The organism is Chitinophaga sp. SYP-B3965 (genome assembly GCF_009647655.1).
GTDB lineage: Bacteria > Bacteroidota > Bacteroidia > Chitinophagales > Chitinophagaceae > Chitinophaga.
The window spans coordinates 3,321,097-3,338,392 of the sequence record NZ_WJFD01000001.1; the positions used below are offsets into that span (position 1 = coordinate 3,321,097).

17 protein-coding genes are annotated in these 17,296 nt (G+C 46.6%); all 17 read right to left on the bottom strand.

Features of this window, described 5'->3' with window-relative positions:
- Positions 1-22: 22 nt before the first annotated feature.
- A complete protein-coding gene (locus GFS24_RS13165; protein ID WP_153660016.1) occupies positions 23-1,897 on the bottom strand; it encodes a M56 family metallopeptidase in 1,875 nt (624 codons plus the stop codon).
- 67 nt (positions 1,898-1,964) lie between these two features.
- Positions 1,965-2,321 (bottom strand): BlaI/MecI/CopY family transcriptional regulator, encoded by a 357-nt coding sequence (locus GFS24_RS13170; protein ID WP_153660017.1) that lies wholly within the window; start codon positions 2,319-2,321, stop codon positions 1,965-1,967.
- Position 2,322: 1 nt separating this feature from the next.
- Positions 2,323-3,504: a carboxypeptidase-like regulatory domain-containing protein gene (locus tag GFS24_RS13175; RefSeq protein ID WP_153660018.1), complete on the bottom strand. Its 1,182-nt coding sequence runs from the start codon at positions 3,502-3,504 to the stop codon at positions 2,323-2,325.
- Positions 3,505-3,779: 275 nt separating this feature from the next.
- The gene (locus tag GFS24_RS13180; protein ID WP_253906442.1) at positions 3,780-4,922 is read right to left on the bottom strand and encodes a TlpA disulfide reductase family protein; all 1,143 of its coding nucleotides are present in this window, start codon (positions 4,920-4,922) and stop codon (positions 3,780-3,782) included.
- A gap of 79 nt (positions 4,923-5,001) precedes the next feature.
- Positions 5,002-6,096 carry a TlpA disulfide reductase family protein gene (locus tag GFS24_RS13185; protein WP_216647402.1) on the bottom strand — a complete coding sequence of 365 codons (1,095 nt, stop codon included), beginning with the start codon at positions 6,094-6,096 and terminating at the stop codon, positions 5,002-5,004.
- Positions 6,093-6,689, bottom strand: a complete 597-nt coding sequence (gene hisIE, locus GFS24_RS13190) for a bifunctional phosphoribosyl-AMP cyclohydrolase/phosphoribosyl-ATP diphosphatase HisIE (protein ID WP_153660019.1) — start codon at positions 6,687-6,689, stop codon at positions 6,093-6,095. Before hisIE ends, GFS24_RS13185 begins: the two co-directional genes overlap by 4 nt.
- Before the next feature lie 35 nt (positions 6,690-6,724).
- Complete coding sequence (gene hisF, locus GFS24_RS13195; RefSeq protein ID WP_153660020.1) at positions 6,725-7,480, bottom strand: imidazole glycerol phosphate synthase subunit HisF; 756 nt, start codon at positions 7,478-7,480, stop codon at positions 6,725-6,727.
- Positions 7,480-8,625, bottom strand: coding sequence for a 1-(5-phosphoribosyl)-5-[(5-phosphoribosylamino)methylideneamino]imidazole-4-carboxamide isomerase (hisA, locus tag GFS24_RS13200; RefSeq protein WP_153660021.1), 1,146 nt, complete (start codon positions 8,623-8,625; stop codon positions 7,480-7,482). Before hisA ends, hisF begins: the two co-directional genes overlap by 1 nt.
- The gene (gene hisH, locus GFS24_RS13205; protein ID WP_153660022.1) at positions 8,622-9,215 is read right to left on the bottom strand and encodes an imidazole glycerol phosphate synthase subunit HisH; all 594 of its coding nucleotides are present in this window, start codon (positions 9,213-9,215) and stop codon (positions 8,622-8,624) included. Before hisH ends, hisA begins: the two co-directional genes overlap by 4 nt.
- A gap of 6 nt (positions 9,216-9,221) precedes the next feature.
- Positions 9,222-9,992, bottom strand: coding sequence for a tryptophan synthase subunit alpha (trpA, locus tag GFS24_RS13210; protein ID WP_153660023.1), 771 nt, complete (start codon positions 9,990-9,992; stop codon positions 9,222-9,224).
- Positions 9,993-9,998: 6 nt separating this feature from the next.
- Positions 9,999-11,204: a tryptophan synthase subunit beta gene (gene trpB, locus GFS24_RS13215; RefSeq protein ID WP_153660024.1), complete on the bottom strand. Its 1,206-nt coding sequence runs from the start codon at positions 11,202-11,204 to the stop codon at positions 9,999-10,001.
- A gap of 8 nt (positions 11,205-11,212) precedes the next feature.
- Entirely contained in the window at positions 11,213-11,842 is a 630-nt protein-coding gene (locus tag GFS24_RS13220; RefSeq protein WP_153660025.1) for a phosphoribosylanthranilate isomerase, read from the bottom strand.
- Positions 11,839-12,642 (bottom strand): indole-3-glycerol phosphate synthase TrpC, encoded by an 804-nt coding sequence (gene trpC, locus GFS24_RS13225; protein ID WP_153660026.1) that lies wholly within the window; start codon positions 12,640-12,642, stop codon positions 11,839-11,841. Before trpC ends, GFS24_RS13220 begins: the two co-directional genes overlap by 4 nt.
- A gap of 6 nt (positions 12,643-12,648) precedes the next feature.
- A complete protein-coding gene (gene trpD / locus GFS24_RS13230; protein ID WP_153660027.1) occupies positions 12,649-13,641 on the bottom strand; it encodes an anthranilate phosphoribosyltransferase in 993 nt (330 codons plus the stop codon).
- A 10-nt stretch (positions 13,642-13,651) separates the two neighbouring features.
- The gene (locus GFS24_RS13235) at positions 13,652-14,221 is read right to left on the bottom strand and encodes an aminodeoxychorismate/anthranilate synthase component II (RefSeq protein WP_153660028.1); all 570 of its coding nucleotides are present in this window, start codon (positions 14,219-14,221) and stop codon (positions 13,652-13,654) included.
- 1 nt (position 14,222) lies between these two features.
- Entirely contained in the window at positions 14,223-15,632 is a 1,410-nt protein-coding gene (locus GFS24_RS13240; RefSeq protein WP_153660029.1) for an anthranilate synthase component I family protein, read from the bottom strand.
- Between the two features lie 256 nt (positions 15,633-15,888).
- On the bottom strand, positions 15,889-17,019 hold the full coding sequence (hisB, locus tag GFS24_RS13245; protein WP_153660030.1) for a bifunctional histidinol-phosphatase/imidazoleglycerol-phosphate dehydratase HisB: 1,131 nt from the start codon (positions 17,017-17,019) through the stop codon (positions 15,889-15,891).
- Positions 17,020-17,296 lie beyond the last annotated feature (277 nt).

Sequence of the window (17,296 nt, forward strand, 5' to 3'; positions counted from 1 at the left end):
ATCTATTTTTCATTCTTATACTTTATAAGGTTTTAGAGAGCTTCTGTGTTATTTTCACGCCTGGTGCAGACAGTGTAAGGAAATACACTCCTGCAGGGAAACGGCTGATGTTGATCTGCTCATTAAAACTACCGGCATCCCTGATGAGTTGCTTGCTGAAAACGGGCTTGCCGCTCATATCCCTCACTTCCAGGTATCCTCTTCCTCCCTGCTTAAGATAATAGGACACCGTAAAGATACCACTACCCGGGTTAGGAGATACGGATAAAGTAGCGCCGTTGTTATCATTCTCGTATTTCTTATCCTTTGCTACTGCACTCAGCGCAATGCCCTGTACTGTGGCAGGACGGCCTGTTACCACCACTTCTTCCATAGGAGTGCTCGTGCCCCTTACCCTAATTGTATCCGCTACTACCACTACACGTTGAAGTGTATGAGCACCTTCCGGATCAGGGCTCTGGGTACCATAACCTACTACCGTTACTTCCTGCAAATTTTTTGCTTTAGCGGCCTTTGTTTTCTTGGTGGTAATGATGATCACACCATTGTTACCTGCGGTACCGTAGATAGCAGCAGCAGATTTATCCTTCAGTACAGAGATAGATTCAATATCATTGGGATCGATGTGCTGCAGGGCATTCTCTCCCAGCCCCTGTATCTTCGCTTCGCCATCCACTATAAATAAAGGAGGATTTGAAATCTGATTTGTTGCGTTAAGGCGTATACGTACAGGTTCCTGTTTCTTTGGTTCTTCTGTTACTGAAACGCCGGAGAAAGAGCCTTTTAAAGCATAGCCGGTAACAACCTTTACTGGTTCTGCTGAGATAACTGTAAGAGAATCTGCTTTCATCGTGTAACGCACTCTGACAGAATCTGCACGGCCCTTTATTACCTTTACTGTGGCAGGTTGGGCCAGGAGTTTACCTTCCACTACGACCTCTGCTAATTTAGGCTTAACGGGTACCGTATCCTTAGGCATTTCGATCAGCACACCTTTTACTTCTTTCACCACATTGCTCACCACCACGGTGCCTGCTTTCGTAAAGTTGAGGGATAATAGGACCCCGCATGTGAGACAACCCAATACAGCATATCTGTATATATGCAGGCGGGATGACTTTTGTTTATTCATCATTTTAATGCGGTTTTTTAAGTGAGAAAAATTGAAGTTGTTGGCAATCCCTGCAGAATACTGCGCCGCATTTACCTGCACCAGGCTGTATTGATAAGATCGCTTATCTACACCAGTGCGCAGCATCTTACGGTCAGTAAGGAATTCAAGGTTTTCCTTGATGGCTGTTTTCATGAGCCATGCGCCGGGATTAAACCAATAGAAAATATTGTTCACCTCTCCCATTAATACATCCGCGGAGTGCCATTCCTTTACGTGGATGGATTCATGCTGCAAAATGGCTTGCAGCTCCTCCGGTGAATGGAGGCTGGGATTGATGTAAATATTACGAAAGAAAGAAAACGGATTCATAGAGCTGCCCATCACCCGCACACGACGCTCCTCGATATTAACAGGGTCGGTGTTCTTGTGCAGGAAGAAAAGGGATACCAGCTGCATCACTAAACGCAGGAACATCACGGACACACCCACCCAGAATACCCAGGCCAGTAAGGTCCAGACGGTAAATGCTTCTGCCTGCACCGGTTGCTGCCAGGCCGCGAGGTTAGGTACATAGGTCTCCACCTGCTGCGCCAGTTTTTCGTTCCTGTTAAAGAAATCATTTACATCCACCAGTGGGAACAGGGATGAAAATACAATGCCGGTGAGCAGGAAAAAGCGGTTGAGCGTATAAAAGGTAAGCCTCCGCAGTCCCAGTCTGTATGCCAGGTAGAACAGGCATAATGCGATATTCGCTTTAATAAGGTATATGAACAGTTCAGACATGCTTTTGTGTTTGATCTTAAGTAAAATAGCAGCCGATCCCGATAAATGTGGAATGTATAAAAGCAGGTTATTTCTTTTCGATCATGTTGATGATCTCCTGTAATTCCTCCCGGCTGATCTTCTTGTCTTTTGCAAAGAAGGTGACCAGTTCTTTATAAGAGTTTTCAAAATAATCTTTCACAAACCCGTTCATGAATTTCTTCTTGTACTCACCTTCTTCAATGGTAGGTGTATACTCATATACATTACCCATTTTACGGGCATCTATATATCCTTTTTTCTCCAGGTTCTTAATGGTGGAAGCCAGCGTGGTATATGGGGGTACCGGCGCAGCATGTGCTTCCAGGAAATCTTTTACAAAGCCCTTTCCAATTTTCCAGATAGCCTGCATTGCGGCTTCCTCTTGTTTGGTAAGTTTTTCCATTTTATTTTTTTGAGTTTGTATTGATAATTTTAAAATCGAGCGGCAACATTTCCGCCATTTTTTCCCATCCCCAGTATTGTTCTACGATCACATCCATCGGTGCTTCAACATTTCCATTCCTGTCTACATCCACTTTCGGGGCCAGCAGTTGCACGTAAGAGATCTGCGGGCCTGGCTTTGCTTTCTGCGGATAGTGATTGTACTCCATGTATTTCCTTTCTTCCTTCTCGTTCTTATACGTTATAAACAGGTAATTGCCGAAGATGAGGGTGTAATTATCTTTCTCTTTGTTCGTGATCATCAGGCTGTCGTATGGTACCTGACCGGGATAGAGATAATTCACAAACTTTGAAAAAGCACCATCGGACCGCACCTTTGCACCACTTGCGGAATCTATGCCGTTAGGCGCTACAAAGTCCCGCTTCCGTTCTTTCCTCACCATCTTCTGCACTGAAAAGCCATCTTCCACCAGCTGCTTATTGATCAGGCTCCGGTAAAAATGCATGGTGGAGCCATTGTACGCTTCTATCCTTTTCTTCTCCCAGTTCCTTTGCTGCCTTGCGTTACGCGGCTTCATCAGTTCAAACAACGGATTCCCGTAGTAGAGAGAATAACCGGTATATTGATGGAATTCAAAATTCATTAATAAGAACTTCACCCGGTAGCCCAATGCCCTGTTCTCCAACAGGATGAAATCATCGGAAGTGGCAGTGAGTAATCCTTTCTGCTGGTTATATGCCAGGTCTATCACTTCATCATTCAGGATCGTGCATTGTTCTGCATTTACACTTTTTCCTACCCAGATCTCTTTAAAGATCCTCATCAACCTGTCCCTTTCTGCATTCCTCCTTACCACTACTTCCTTCAAAACGCCTGCTTTCGGCTTCAATACGGCCACAACTCCTGTGAGTTCACCAGTTACATTCACCGGCATCAGCAACGGCTCATATCCAAGATAAGACACGATCAGATCATACTTACCCGGCGGTACTCCTTTGATGGTAAAATTACCGGCTTCCGTCGTCCTGTCTCCCAAAGTTGTCTGACTCAGGAAGGCGCTGGCAAATGGCAAAGGTTTTCCCTTTTCATCCAACACCTGCCCGGTGATCTTAACTGTTGTTTGTGCTGTTGTGTGACTGATCCACCCTAAGCAAAACACGATGATTCCAAATACGCTCTTCATTAGTACGAGTCTATCGTAAATCTACGAAGTGTTCGTAATACTAGCAAATTTATTTTGAGAAAAGTATTCTACCTGGGGTATCTCTATTTAAAAGGTACTTTTTATCGGAGTAATCCCGTAGCAATCCCGTATCATTCCCGTATCAATCCCGTATCCATCCCGTACTAAGGTGGGGTACCTGTCAAAAAAGCAGTATAATTCGGCCAAAACGGCCTTATAAAAAATGGCCTGAAAGCTTTTATACCTTCAGGCCATCTCAATAATAATATATTCCTTTACTTCAATAATTCATCCAGTTTATCCTCCAGCGCTTCTGCCCGCAGGTTTTTGGCAATGATCTTCCCTTGCGGGTCCAGCAGGATATTCTGGGGGATGGCACGGATACCATATAACTGGCCTATTGCATTTGCCCAGCCTTTCAGGTCAGACACCTGCGTCCAGGCCAGCTCATCCTGCTCCACAGCCTGCAGCCATTTCTCTTTGCTTTCATCAAAAGAAACACCCAGGATGGTGAACCCTTTCTCTTTATACTTATGATAGGCTTTTACAACATTGGGATTCTCTGCCCGGCAGGGACCGCACCAGCTGGCCCAGAAATCCACCAGTACATATTTGCCTTTAAAGGAATTGAGGCTCACAGGTTTGCCTGCGGCATCATTCTGACTGAAATCAATAGCGGGATTACCTATAGCCAGCTTCTTTGCCAGGTCCAGGCGGTATTCAAACTGTTTGCCGGAAGGATAGTTCCGCACAGTTTTAGAGAGCGTATTAAAAACAGGATAAAATTCTTCTGCATCCAATTCATACCCGGCCACCTGGTTGATCACATACATGCCAATAGGTGTTTGCGGATTATCTTTCAGGTATTTGCTCATCACCGCCAGGCGGCTGGCATTTAATTCATCCAGGCGTGATTCATGTTTTCTCATCTGCCCTTCATCTTTGGCCCTGGCTGCTTTCATATACTTCCCGTATACTTCGTCCGCTTCTTTTGTGAAGGGCCAGGTAAGACTGTTCAGCTGATTGAAAGCTTCCTGTTCCGGTGTACCGGCTGCGGTGCCATGGGTATTAATATCCGGTATGGCCACTTTGGTAGCGCCCTCCCCGAGGAATAACATCACTACTTCCTTTCTGCCAACAGGATTGTCTGGCGTAGGCGTTACCTGCGTAAATAATTGTGCGGTTTGTGGTTCCGGTATATTACCGAGGAACAGGAATCTGCCATCTGGTGTGATCACACTGTCTGTGACCATTTTACCTTCTGTTTTTCTGCGGAGATATATGATAGTGGGTTTATCCTGCTTAGCTATATTCCCTTCCACCTGGAAGGAATATACTTTCTCTTTCTTCTTTTTTTCCTGCGCAAACAGTGTTGCAGCCGAACAAAACAGCACAGCTGCAAGTATCAGTTTCTTCATGGTAACTAGCAGTTTTTGATCTTATAAGAACAAAATTGCTGATTCCGCTACGGAATAGCAAGTCCTTAGTGATAAGCGGTTACTGCAATACTTCTGCCAGTTTCCTCTCCAGGGCGCCGCCGCGGAGATCTTTGGCAATAATGTTACCAGAAGGGTCTATGAGGTAGTTCTGGGGGATGCTTCTTATACCGTATAATGCAGCTGCTGCATTACTCCAGAACTGAAGATCAGATACCTGGGTCCAAACGAGTTTGTCTTTTTCAATGGCGTCTATCCAGTCCCTTTTGTTCTTATCAAGAGAAACACCTAACACCGTGAAATTCTTGTTTTTGAATTTATGGTAGGCCGCTACTACATGCGGATTTTCTACTCTGCAGGGGCCGCACCAGCTGGCCCAGAAATCTAACAGTACATATTTACCACGGAAGGAGGATAGTTTTACCATTTTGCCGTTAGGGTCTTCCTGCTCAAAGTCTTTTGCTTTGATGCCCGGTGCGCCTTTGGCACTGGTATTTGCAACAACCTGCTCTCCTATCTTTTTTCCGAATTTGCTGTTCTTTACGCTGGCGTCCAGTGAATTGAACTGTTGTGCGAATTCCTCCTCACTGAGGCGGCTCCTCAGTTCCCCCATGAGCAGGAACAGGCTGGCCTGTGCCTTTAGATGGGTTTTAATGAAATCTGTTCCTGTTTTCAGTACTTCTCCTTCAAACACTTTGGCTTTTTCCCGGAAGGCGGCTTTCCCGTTCTCATCATCCCCGCTGATAGCAGCAGCTTCTGTATTCAATGCATTGGCCTTGCTGATGATGGGATTGAACGCACGATGATACTCCTGCATCCATTGTGCCTGTTGCCCGCCTTTAAAAGTGGTGGCTACAGGAAAAATGCTTTGTTCCGTCTGGATCGCTATTTCAGGTTTGTCTGCCACCAGGATCATAGGATATGGATGCCCTTTCAGGATCAGTGCAAACATATCATCACCGGTGGTTTTATAAGGTGTGGTAAAAGAAAACTCCCCGTTCTTCAGCATAGCAGAATCAGCCGTACGCCCATCTTCACTAAAAAAGAAAAGTTTGGCGCCTTCTTCAGTGCCGGCAATTTTTCCGTTTACTTTAAACTGTGCATGTGCGGCCGTGATAACTGCCAAACAAATAATCAGGGATGAAATACGTTTCATTTATGACGGTCTTTTAATATGTTCACTACATCTTCCAGCGTAAAGCCTTTGGCCTGCAGCAAGATCAGATAATGAAAAAGCAGGTCTGCTGCTTCACTAATAAAAAGGTGATCGTTATTGTCTTTCGCTTCAATGACCAGTTCTACTGCTTCCTCTCCTACTTTCTGCGCTACCTTATTAATGCCTTTGGCAAACAGGGAAGCTGTGTATGATTTATCTGTAGGGTTTTCCTTCCTGTCCCTGATCACCTGTTCCAGGCTATTCAGGAAAGAGTTTGCGTCCTTATTCACTTCATTCCAGCAGGTATCTGCGCCTGTGTGGCAGGTAGGCCCGGCAGGATGAACTTTTATTAGTAACGTATCCGCATCGCAATCTATTGCTGCATGCTTTAACTGTAAAAAGTTACCGCTTTCTTCTCCCTTGGTCCACAGCCTGTTCTTAGAACGACTGTAAAAGGTCACTTTCCCTTCGGCCAGTGTTTTATCCAGCGCTTCCTGGTTCATGTATCCCAGCATCAACACTTTGTTGGTGATGGCATCCTGTATAATAGCTGGCACCAGGCCGTCCGGTGACTTTGAAAAATCTACCTGCATCCGTATCAGAATTAAATATAATAAATATTCATCAATTAAAACCGTATTTGAACACCCCTTTTGTAGAGGTATGTTTTCAAATCCTGAATTTCCATTTCTTTATAGTGGAAGATGCTGGCTGCGAGCGCTGCATCTGCCTGTGCTTTTTCAAATACTTCCGCAAAATGCTCCATGGTGCCTGCGCCGCCGGAGGCGATCACGGGTACATGCAGGTTTTGTGATAAACGGGCGGTGATATCCAGTGCAAAACCCTGCTTGGTACCATCATTATTCATGGAGGTAAGCAGGATCTCTCCGGCGCCGCGTTCTACCGCTTCTTTGGCCCAGTCTGTTGTTTTAATATCTGTTTTTACCCGGCCGCCATTGAGGTACACGTACCAGTCCCCTTCTTCAAAACGGGTATCGATGGCCAGTACAATACACTGGCTGCCGAATTCGCGGGAGAGGCCGTTCAGCAATTCCGGGTTGCGGAAAGCAGCGGTGTTCACGGATACTTTGTCTGCACCGGCATTCAGCAGCACGTTCACATCTTCAATAGAAGAAATACCCCCACCTACGGTGAAGGGAATGTTTACGTGACGGGCAATACGGGTAACCAGTTCAGAAAGGGTCTTCCTTTTTTCATTGGTAGCTGTAATGTCCAGGAACACCAGTTCATCTGCACCCTGCTGTGCATACAGTGCGCCCAGTTCAATGGGATCACCTGCATCGCGGATGTTCTCAAAATTCACCCCTTTTACGGTGCGGCCGTCTTTGATATCCAGACAGGGTATGATGCGTTTTGTAAGCATTATAAAAATTTCTTTAATTGGGTGAGCGAGATCAAACCTTCGTAAATGGCTTTACCGATGATCACACCAGCCAGCCCCGCTTCTTCCAGTTCGTATACATCCTCTATCTTACTTACACCGCCACTTGCCGTGAGCTGAATGCCGGGCAATGTTTTGATGATATTTTTATACAACTCAGTAGAAGGCCCCTGCAACAAGCCATCCTTTGCAATATCTGTACAGAATATTTCTTTCACACCTCTTTCCATATTGCTTTTGAGGAAGTCATATACACTCAGCTCCGTAGTTTCCAGCCATCCGCCAACAGCGATCTTCTCTTCCTTTACATCTGCACCCAGGAACATTTTATCTGCGCCATACTGCTGCAGCCAGCTAAAGAAAAGTTCCGGTTGTTTCACGGCTACACTGCCAATAGTTGCCATGGCGGCGCCTGCTTCAAATACGATCTTTACATCCGCATCACTTTTGATGCCTCCGCCAAAATCTACTACCATGCTGGTTTTACCGGCAATGGCTTCCAGCACTTTCCAGTTCACTACAGCGCCTTTTTTTGCGCCGTCCAGGTCTACCAGGTGCAAACGGGTGATGCCGCTTTCTTCAAACTCTTTGGCTACTTCCAAAGGATGTTCGTTGTATACTTTTTTCTGCTCGTAATCTCCCTGTGTGAGGCGCACACATTTTCCGCCAATGATATCAATGGCTGGAATAATGGTAAAACTCTTCTTGGCAGCTGGTTCCAGGCTGATCTCCATTTTGTAATAAGCAATATTGTCCTTGTAAAATAATTCGCTGTTACGTTTAAAACCCAGCAACTGATAGAACTCCTCTGCGGTGGTGCGTGCATTACACCATAATGTTTCTACCTGTTTCTGCCGGCACACTTCCATCACATGTTTTAATAACAAAGACCCGTATCCTTTCCGTTGTCTGCTGGCAACCGTAGCCAGTTTGCGGAACTGTGCCCTTTTCCCGTTAAAAAAAAGAGATACGATAGTAACAAGCTCTTTCCCTTCAAACACGCCAAAATGCAGACCTTCCGCATCATCACTGATCCTTACATCATCCAGGCCCCAACCGGGATACAGCAGATCCCGGCGTATGTTCAATGTTTCTTCTGCCGTTATGTATTGAATATTCACATTCATAATTTCAGAAAACTCTCCAGGATGTTTTGCCCCAGATCGGCAGACTTCTCCGGGTGAAACTGTACTGCATAGAAATTATCCTTTTGCAGTGCAGCGCTATAATTGATCACATAATTAGCAATGGCTGTTGTTTCCGGGCCCAGGGCCACGAAATAACTGTGCACAAAATACATGTAGGAATTCTCCGGCACATGTTCAAAGATCACACTGTGTAATCCGGCAATATTATTCCAGCCTATCTGCGGGATCTTGAGCAGGTTTTCTACCGGCGATTCAAATTTCTTCACCGGCAGGTCAAAGATGCCCAAACATTCCGTATCGTTCTCTTCTGAATGTTTGCACAATAACTGCATGCCCAGGCAAATACCTAAAACGGGTTGTTTGAGGTCTTTGATCAGCAGGTCCAGCTTACGTTCTTTCAGGTAATTCATGGCAGTGCTGGCCTCTCCCACACCGGGAAAGATCACTTTATCCGCGGCACGCAGCTCTTCCGGATCATCGGTAACAGTGGCTTCCACGCCCAGGCGTTCCAGTGCAAAGAGCACAGAACGGATGTTACCGGCGTTGTATTTAATGATGGCTGTTTTCATGTTTCATCAACCTTTTATGCCTTGCACAAAACTTTGTATGGAAGACTGCAAGTTAGTACTGTTTTCGATGGCTTTTACAAAAGCGCTGCCAATTATGGCACCATTGCTATTGGCGCAGGCAGCGGCAAATGTTTGCTTATCCTTGATCCCAAACCCTATCAATACAGGATTCTTTAATTTCATTTCCTTCAGCCTTGCAAAATAGGCCTGCTGATCTCCCATATCCTTGTCCTTCCCCGTAGTGGAGGAAGAGGATACGGCATACACAAATCCTGTACTTACTGCATCTATCTTACGGATGCGGGCTTCGCTGGTTTCCGGGGTCACCAGGAAGATCAGGTGGAGATCGTATTTTTCGAAAATAGGCCGGTATTCTGTTTCAAATTCATCCATGGGCAGATCTGGCAGGATGATGCCATCCACCCCTGTTTCTGCACATTTCTGACAGAAATTCTCTACCCCAAACTGCAATACAGGATTCATATATCCCATCAGGATAACGGGTAAGGAAATACGGTCACGGAATCCTTTCAATTGCTCAAACAATACGCTCACACGCATGCCATTGGCAATAGCGCGGGTGCTGCTTTCCTGGATCACCGGGCCATCTGCCAGGGGATCAGAAAAAGGCATCCCCAGTTCTATCATATCCACACCGCTTTGCTGCAGTGTTTCCATAATAGTGAGGGTATCGTTGAGGGCCGGAAAACCGGCTGTGCAATATATATTGAGGATCTCTTTCGGTTTATTGCTAAACAATTGATCTATGCGGTTCATTACCTTTTACTTTAAATGTTTGATATAGGTTTCCAGGTCTTTATCACCACGGCCGCTCAGGCATACTACCACTACGTCTTCCGGTTTCAGCGGCAGGTCTTTAAGTTTGGCCAGCGCATGTGCGGATTCCAGTGCGGGGATGATCCCTTCCAGCAGGCTTAGTTCATAAGCGGCTGCCAGTGCTTCATCGTCCGTAGCATTCAGGAATTGTGCACGGCCTGTTTCATACAGGTGTGCATGCAAAGGCCCTACACCGGGATAATCCAAACCCGCGGAAATGGAATGTGGCTCTACGATCTGGCCATCTTCCGTTTGCATCAGTAAAGTTTTACTGGCATGGATGATACCCATTTTCCCTAACTGCGAAGTGGCTGCGGAGAAACCGCTGTTCACACCTTTACCGGCTGCTTCTACGGCTACCAGTTTCACGGCTTCTTCATCCAGGTAATGGAAGAAAGCACCGGCTGCATTACTGCCACCGCCTACGCAGGCTATCACATAATCAGGATTGGCATTGCCTGTTTTCTCCAGTAATTGTTTACGCATTTCTTCACTCACTACGGATTGAAAACGCGCTACCATATCCGGATAAGGATGCGGACCTACTACGGAACCAATAATGTAATGTGTATCTACCGGGTGATTGATCCAGTGGCGGATGGCTTCATTGGTTGCATCCTTCAGCGTTTTACTTCCGCTGGTAGCTGGAACTACGGTAGCACCCAGCATTTTCATGCGGGCTACATTCGGCGCCTGCCTCTCTATATCAATGCTTCCCATATATACCACACATTCCAGGCCCATCAGCGCGCATACAGTAGCAGTAGCTACACCATGCTGTCCGGCGCCGGTTTCTGCAATGATCTTTTTCTTGCCCAGGCGTTGTGCCAGCAGGATCTGACCGATGGTATTATTCACCTTGTGGGCGCCGGTATGGTTCAGGTCTTCCCGCTTCAGGTATATTTTCGCTTTATATTTTTCAGACAAACGTTTGGCAAAGAACAAAGGCGAAGGGCGGCCTACGTAATCTGTTAACAGCTGATCAAACTCCGCCTGAAATGCAGGTTCGGAAATGATCTGCAGGTATTGTTCTTTTAATTCTTCCACATTAGGGTAGAGCATTTCCGGTATGTATGCCCCGCCAAACCGTCCGTAATAGCCTTTATCGTTTACGTGATACTTAGAGTGTGATGTGTTCACGGCTATGTCCATGATGCGTTCTATTTTACAAGTTCTTTTTTAATTGCTTTCAGGAAGGTAGCTACCTTCTCCATGTCTTTTATGCCGGGAGAGATTTCAAACCGGCTGTTCACATCCAATGCGAACAAGGACTTGTGGCGCCATCGCTGTATGGCTTCCACATCATCCGGACCAATACCTCCGCTCAGGAAGAAAGGTTTATCCAGGTTGTAATTATTCAGCAGTTCCCAGTTGAATTGTTTGCCGGTACCGCCGTATTCTTTACTGGCTGTATCAAACAGGAAGTAATCGCTGTGCGGCAGATAAGGCGCTGCGTTCTGAAAGCCGTTTGTGTCAACGGGGAACACTTTGATAACAGGCACTGTTAATCTCATCTCCTGGCAAAAAGCGATGGATTCATCACCATGTAACTGTACGGCATCCAGACCATAGTCCTTCACGGTCTGTAATACCTGTTGTTTATCTGCATTTACAAACACGCCTACTTTGCCGATATTCTTACCCGCTTCCCGTACCGTACGGCCATCTAACTTATTACCGGCAAAACGCGGCGATTTATTGTAAAATATAAAACCCGCATAGTCCGCACCCAGTTCCACGAGGGTTTCCAGGTCATCCCGTTTGGTGATGCCACATACTTTTATTTTCATAAGGCTGCGAGTTTTACTTTCAGCACCTGTGCGAAGGATTCAAAAGCACTGCCGGGATTTTCATCTCTCATGAAATGCTCCCCGATCAGGAAACCGTCGAAGCCGGCTTTCTTTAAGGTGATGATGGTATCTGTATCGTCCATGCCGCTTTCTGCTACTTTGCTGTGGCCGGCAGGGATCTGCTTCAGCAGTTCCATGGAACGGTGTATATCTACTTTGAATGTTTTCAGGTCGCGGTTATTGATGCCCACCAGGTGGGTATGCTTCGTGATCTTCTCTAGCTGATCTCCGCTGTGTACTTCCAGCAGTACTTCCAGTCCCAGGTTATGAGCAAAAGTGGCGAGGTGTTTCACTTCTTCTTTGCTGAGGCATTCTGCAATCAGCAGGATCACATCTGCGCCGATGGCTTTAGCTTCCACGATCTGGTATTCATCTATCACAAAATCTTTCCGGAGGATAGGAATATTATTCACTGCGCGGGCTTGCTGCAAGTCGTCCATAGACCCGCCGAAATAATGCTGATCTGTGAGTACGCTCAATCCGGATGCCCCGCTCCTGGCATAGGCCGCTGTAACATCCTGTACCAGGGCCGTGGCATTGATCACGCCTTTGGAGGGAGACTGCCTTTTGAATTCGGCAATAATACCTGTACGGTCCGGTTGCTGAAGGAAGCTCCGGAGAGAAAGGGGTTCGCGGCTGAACATGGAAGTACCTTCCAGCTCCTGCACGCTTCTCACTTTCTTGCGGTCTGCCACTTCTGTAATTTTACTGGCTACTATTTCAGCTAAGATATCCTTCATAATACATTATTGTAACGCGATCAGTTTCTGGAACGATTTGTAGGCAGCGCCGGATTCCAGTGATTCCACCGCAGCCTGGAAACAGGCATCGTAGGTGGGATATTTCTCCAGGCAGAACAGTCCCATAGCGGCATTGGCCATTACTACGGAATTCTGTGCCCAGCTTCCTTCACCTTTTAATACTTTCATAAAGATCTTAGCGGCTTCCTCCGTGGAGTTACCACCGTAAATATCTTCGGGGTGTACTTTGCGTTTGCCTAATGCTTCCGGCGTCCAGTCCTGTTCTCCTTTGTTGGTGATGATGCGGGTATCGCCGGTGAGGGAGATCTCGTCATAACCATCCAGGCTGTGAACGATCGCAAAACGTTTGTCCGTCTGCTGGAACAGGTAATTGTAAATGCGCGCCATTTCCAGGCTGTACACTCCTATCAGCTGATGTTCCGCAAAAGCGGGATTCACCAGGGGGCCCAGCATGTTAAAGAAAGTTCGCACACCTAACTGGCGACGCACAGGGGCAACATTCTTCAGGGCCGGGTGAAAGAGCGGAGCGTGTAAGAAACAGATGCCTGCCTCTTCTACCTCCTGCCTTAATTTGCCCTGATCTGCCTTGAACTTGTATCCAACAGACTCCATTACATTGGAAGCGCCGCTGATCGAAGATACGCCATAGTTGCCGTGTTTCGCTACCTTTCCACCCGCACCGGCTACAATGAAGCAGGACAGCGTGGATACGTTGAAGGTATTCTTCCCGTCCCCGCCCGTTCCCACAATGTCCAGCACGGCATGGCCGTTCAGGTCGATGGGAACACACAGCTCCAGTAAAGCATCCCGGAAACCCAGCAGTTCTTCAATCGTGATGCTGCGCATGAGGAACACCGTCATGAAGGCAGCCAGTTCACTTTCGTTATACACGCCTTTGGAGATATTGGTGAGGATCTCTTTAGCGCCTTCACGGGAGAAGGTTTTATGTTCGAACAGATAGTTGAGTATCTTTTTCATCTTTTATTGTTTAGAGGGCTAACCAGTTGCGTAAAATTTGTTCTCCTTTCGGGGTGAGCACACTTTCAGGGTGAAACTGCACACCGCTTACATCAAACTTTTTATGCTGCAAAGCCATGATATAACCGTGTTCATCCCTTGCGGTGATTTCCAGTTCTGCCGGTAAAGTAGATTCATCTACCACCCAGGAATGATAACGCCCTACTTCCAGTTCATCCGGCAGGTCCTTAAAGATCCTGCCACTGCGGGAGATCACTTTCACCGGGGTGGCTACACCGTGATATACTTCTTTCAGGTTGGTTAATTTTGCGCCGAATGCTTCACCAATAGCCTGCTGGCCAAGGCATACGCCAAAGATGGATTTGGTGGGGGCATACTGTTTGATCAGCGGCAACAGCAAACCTGCTTCCACAGGAATACCGGGACCGGGGGAGAGGATGATCTTGTCGTACTGATCGATCTCTTCCAGTTTGATCTCATCATTCCTTACTACCGTTACTTTACCGTTGATGATCTTTTCTACCAGATGCACCAGGTTATAGGTAAATGAGTCGTAATTATCGAACACCAGGATCTTCATATCAAATATTTTGCGCCAGGATAATGGCCTGTTTTAATGCGTTGAGTTTATTGTTCACTTCCTCCAGTTCAGAATTGGCTACTGACTTCGCCACAATGCCTGCGCCTGCCTGGTAGTACAATGTATTGTTCTTACTCAGGATGGAGCGGATCATAATAGCATGGTTGAAGTTGCCATTGAATCCTACAAATCCTACACAGCCGCCGTAGAAACCTCTTGCGGTAGGTTCGTAACTGTCTATCAGTTCCATGGCTTTATACTTGGGTGCGCCGGACAAGGTGCCTGCCGGGAAAGTAGCGGCCAGGATCTCAAAGGGATTGCTGTTCGCCGGTAACTGGCCGGTTACTTCACTCACCAAATGGATCACGTGTGAGTAGTATTTGATCTGGCGGTAGGTTTCTACTTCTACCTCTGTGGCTTTCCTGCTCAGGTCGTTCCGTGCAAGGTCTACCAGCATTACATGTTCTGCATTTTCTTTTGGATCTTCCAGTAGTTGTGCAGCCAGTTCTTTGTCCTGCTCATCATTGCCGGTACGTTTGAAAGTGCCTGCTATGGGGTGGATCACGGCTTTGCGGTCTTTGATGATCAGCTGTGCTTCCGGGGAAGAACCCATTAATTTATAATCGCCGTAATCGAAATAGAAGAGGTAAGGAGAAGGATTGATAGAACGCAGCGCGCGGTACACATTGAATTCATCTCCTGAGAATTCACGGCTGAAGGCGCGGGATAATACGATCTGGAAAACATCTCCGCGGAAGCAATGTTGCTTGCCTTTCTCCACCATCTCTATGTATTGCTCATTGGTGAGATTGCTTTTTTCTTCGCCCTTTCCTGCGAAAGTATAACTGGGGAAATCCTTGTTCCGGATGAGGGATTCGAGGTATTCAAACTCGCTTTCCTGGCCATCTACCTGGTTCTCTATCAGGTGCAGTTCATCTTTGAAATGGTTGATGGCGATTACATACTGGTAGAAGCGGTAACGCATCAGAGGAATAGTGTTACCGGCTTTCTCGCGCTTCTGGAACACGATCTTTTCGAAGAACTGAACCGAGTCGTAGGTGCTGTAGCCGAAGAGGCCTTCTGCATATGGCACCGGGGATTTTTCACTGAATGAAAAACTTTTCAGGAAAGCATCCATCTCCTTCACCACTTCCTTGCTGCTCTTCAACTGTTTCCGTTCTACCGGCTGGCCGGGGTACTTGAATTCGAATATATCCGTGGAGGTCACTTCAATACCTGCAATGGGCTTGATACCAATGAAGGAGAAGCTGTTCTCGCTGGCGTGAGAGTCTGTACTCTCCAGGAGGATGGAGCCGGGGAATTTGTCCCGGATGCGGAGGTAGATGCTAACAGGTGTGAATACATCTGCCAGCATTTGTTTGGATCGTGTTTTTACCTGAATATTTTTCATCAGTTATTGTTTGTCCTTTTTATTTGCCTGATGGAACCTTGCGGTTTCATTTAGTTGTTTGTTATCGGCTAAAAACGAAGAAGGCCCGCTGTGTGTACAGCGAGCCTTCTTAATGTATTTAAAATACGAACATGGCAGCGTTACACAGCGAAGAGATTTTCTGCGTGCCACCAAAGTTTGTATGTGATATTCATTTGCATTGTGAAAGCAAATATGGGTGGATTTATCCAAATATGCAAATTTTATTTCGCTCATCTTATAAAACCCCCTTTGTGCTTGGCAACTGCATATTATCCGGATTCCGCTTCACAGCCATCTTGATCGCCTTTGCAAAAGCCTTAAAGATAGCCTCTATCTTATGGTGCTCATTCTCCCCTTCCGCTTTGATGTTCAGGTTGCATTTAGCCGCGTCTGAGAAGGATTTGAAGAAGTGGAAGAACATTTCCGTGGGCATATCCCCTACCTTCTCCCTTTTAAATTCCGCATCCCAAACGATCCAGTTGCGGCCGCCAAAATCAATACCCACCTGTGCCAGGCAGTCATCCATGGGCAGGCAGAAGCCATATCTTTCCATACCTTTCTTATCCGCCAGCCCCATGGCAAAGGCTTCTCCCAGTGCAATGCCGGTATCTTCTATAGTGTGGTGTTCATCAATATGCAGGTCTCCTTTGGCTGTGATGTCCAGGTCTATGCTGCCGTGGCGGGCTATCTGGTCCAGCATGTGGTCAAAGAAAGCCAGACCGGTATGGATATTGGCTTTGCCGGTTCCATCCAGGTTCAGTTCAATACGGATGTCTGTTTCCTTCGTGGCACGTACATGACTTACCTTCCTGAGGCCGATCTTGAGGAACTCATAGATCTTTGCCCAGTCCGTGGATTCCAGGGCGATCACGTCTTTTAAATCTGTGCTATCCACTTCAGCGCCACCGAGGCCAGTACCTTCATTCAGCCAGATAGCTTTAGCACCCAGGTTCTGCGCCAGTTTCACATCCGTGATGCGATCACCGATCACAAAGGAGTTGGCGAGATCATAGTCTTTGGAGAAATACTTCGCGAGCATGCCGGTACCGGGTTTCCGGGTGGGGGCATTATCTGCAGGGAAGCTCCTGTCTATATATTCTGCCGCAAAATGAATGCCTTCATTTGCGAAAGATTGCATGATGTGTTTATGCGGGGCGGTAAACGTTTCTTCCGGGAAAGAAGCTGTGCCCAGGCCGTCCTGGTTAGTTACCAGCACCAGTTCGTAATCCAGTTCTGCCGCTATCTTACCCAGGTAGGTGAATACTTTAGGGTAGAATTCCACTTTCTCCAAACTGTCTATCTGGTAGGTTGGTGGCTGTTCTTTGATCATGGTGCCATCCCTGTCTATGAATAAAACTCGTTTCATCAGCAGTTGTTTGTCTTTTTTATTTGCCTGATGGAGCCTTGCGGATTCATCAGCAGTTGTTTGTCTTTTTTATTTGCCTGATGGAGCCTTGCGGATTCATCAGCAGTTGTTTGTCTTTTTTATTTGCCTGATGGGACCTTGCGGTCTCATCAGCAGTTGTTTGTCTTTTTTATTTGCCTGATGGAGCCTTGCGGATTCATCAGCAGTTGTTTGTCTTTTTTATTTGCCTGATGGAGCCTTGCGGATTCATCAGCAGTTGTTTGTCTTTTTTATTTGC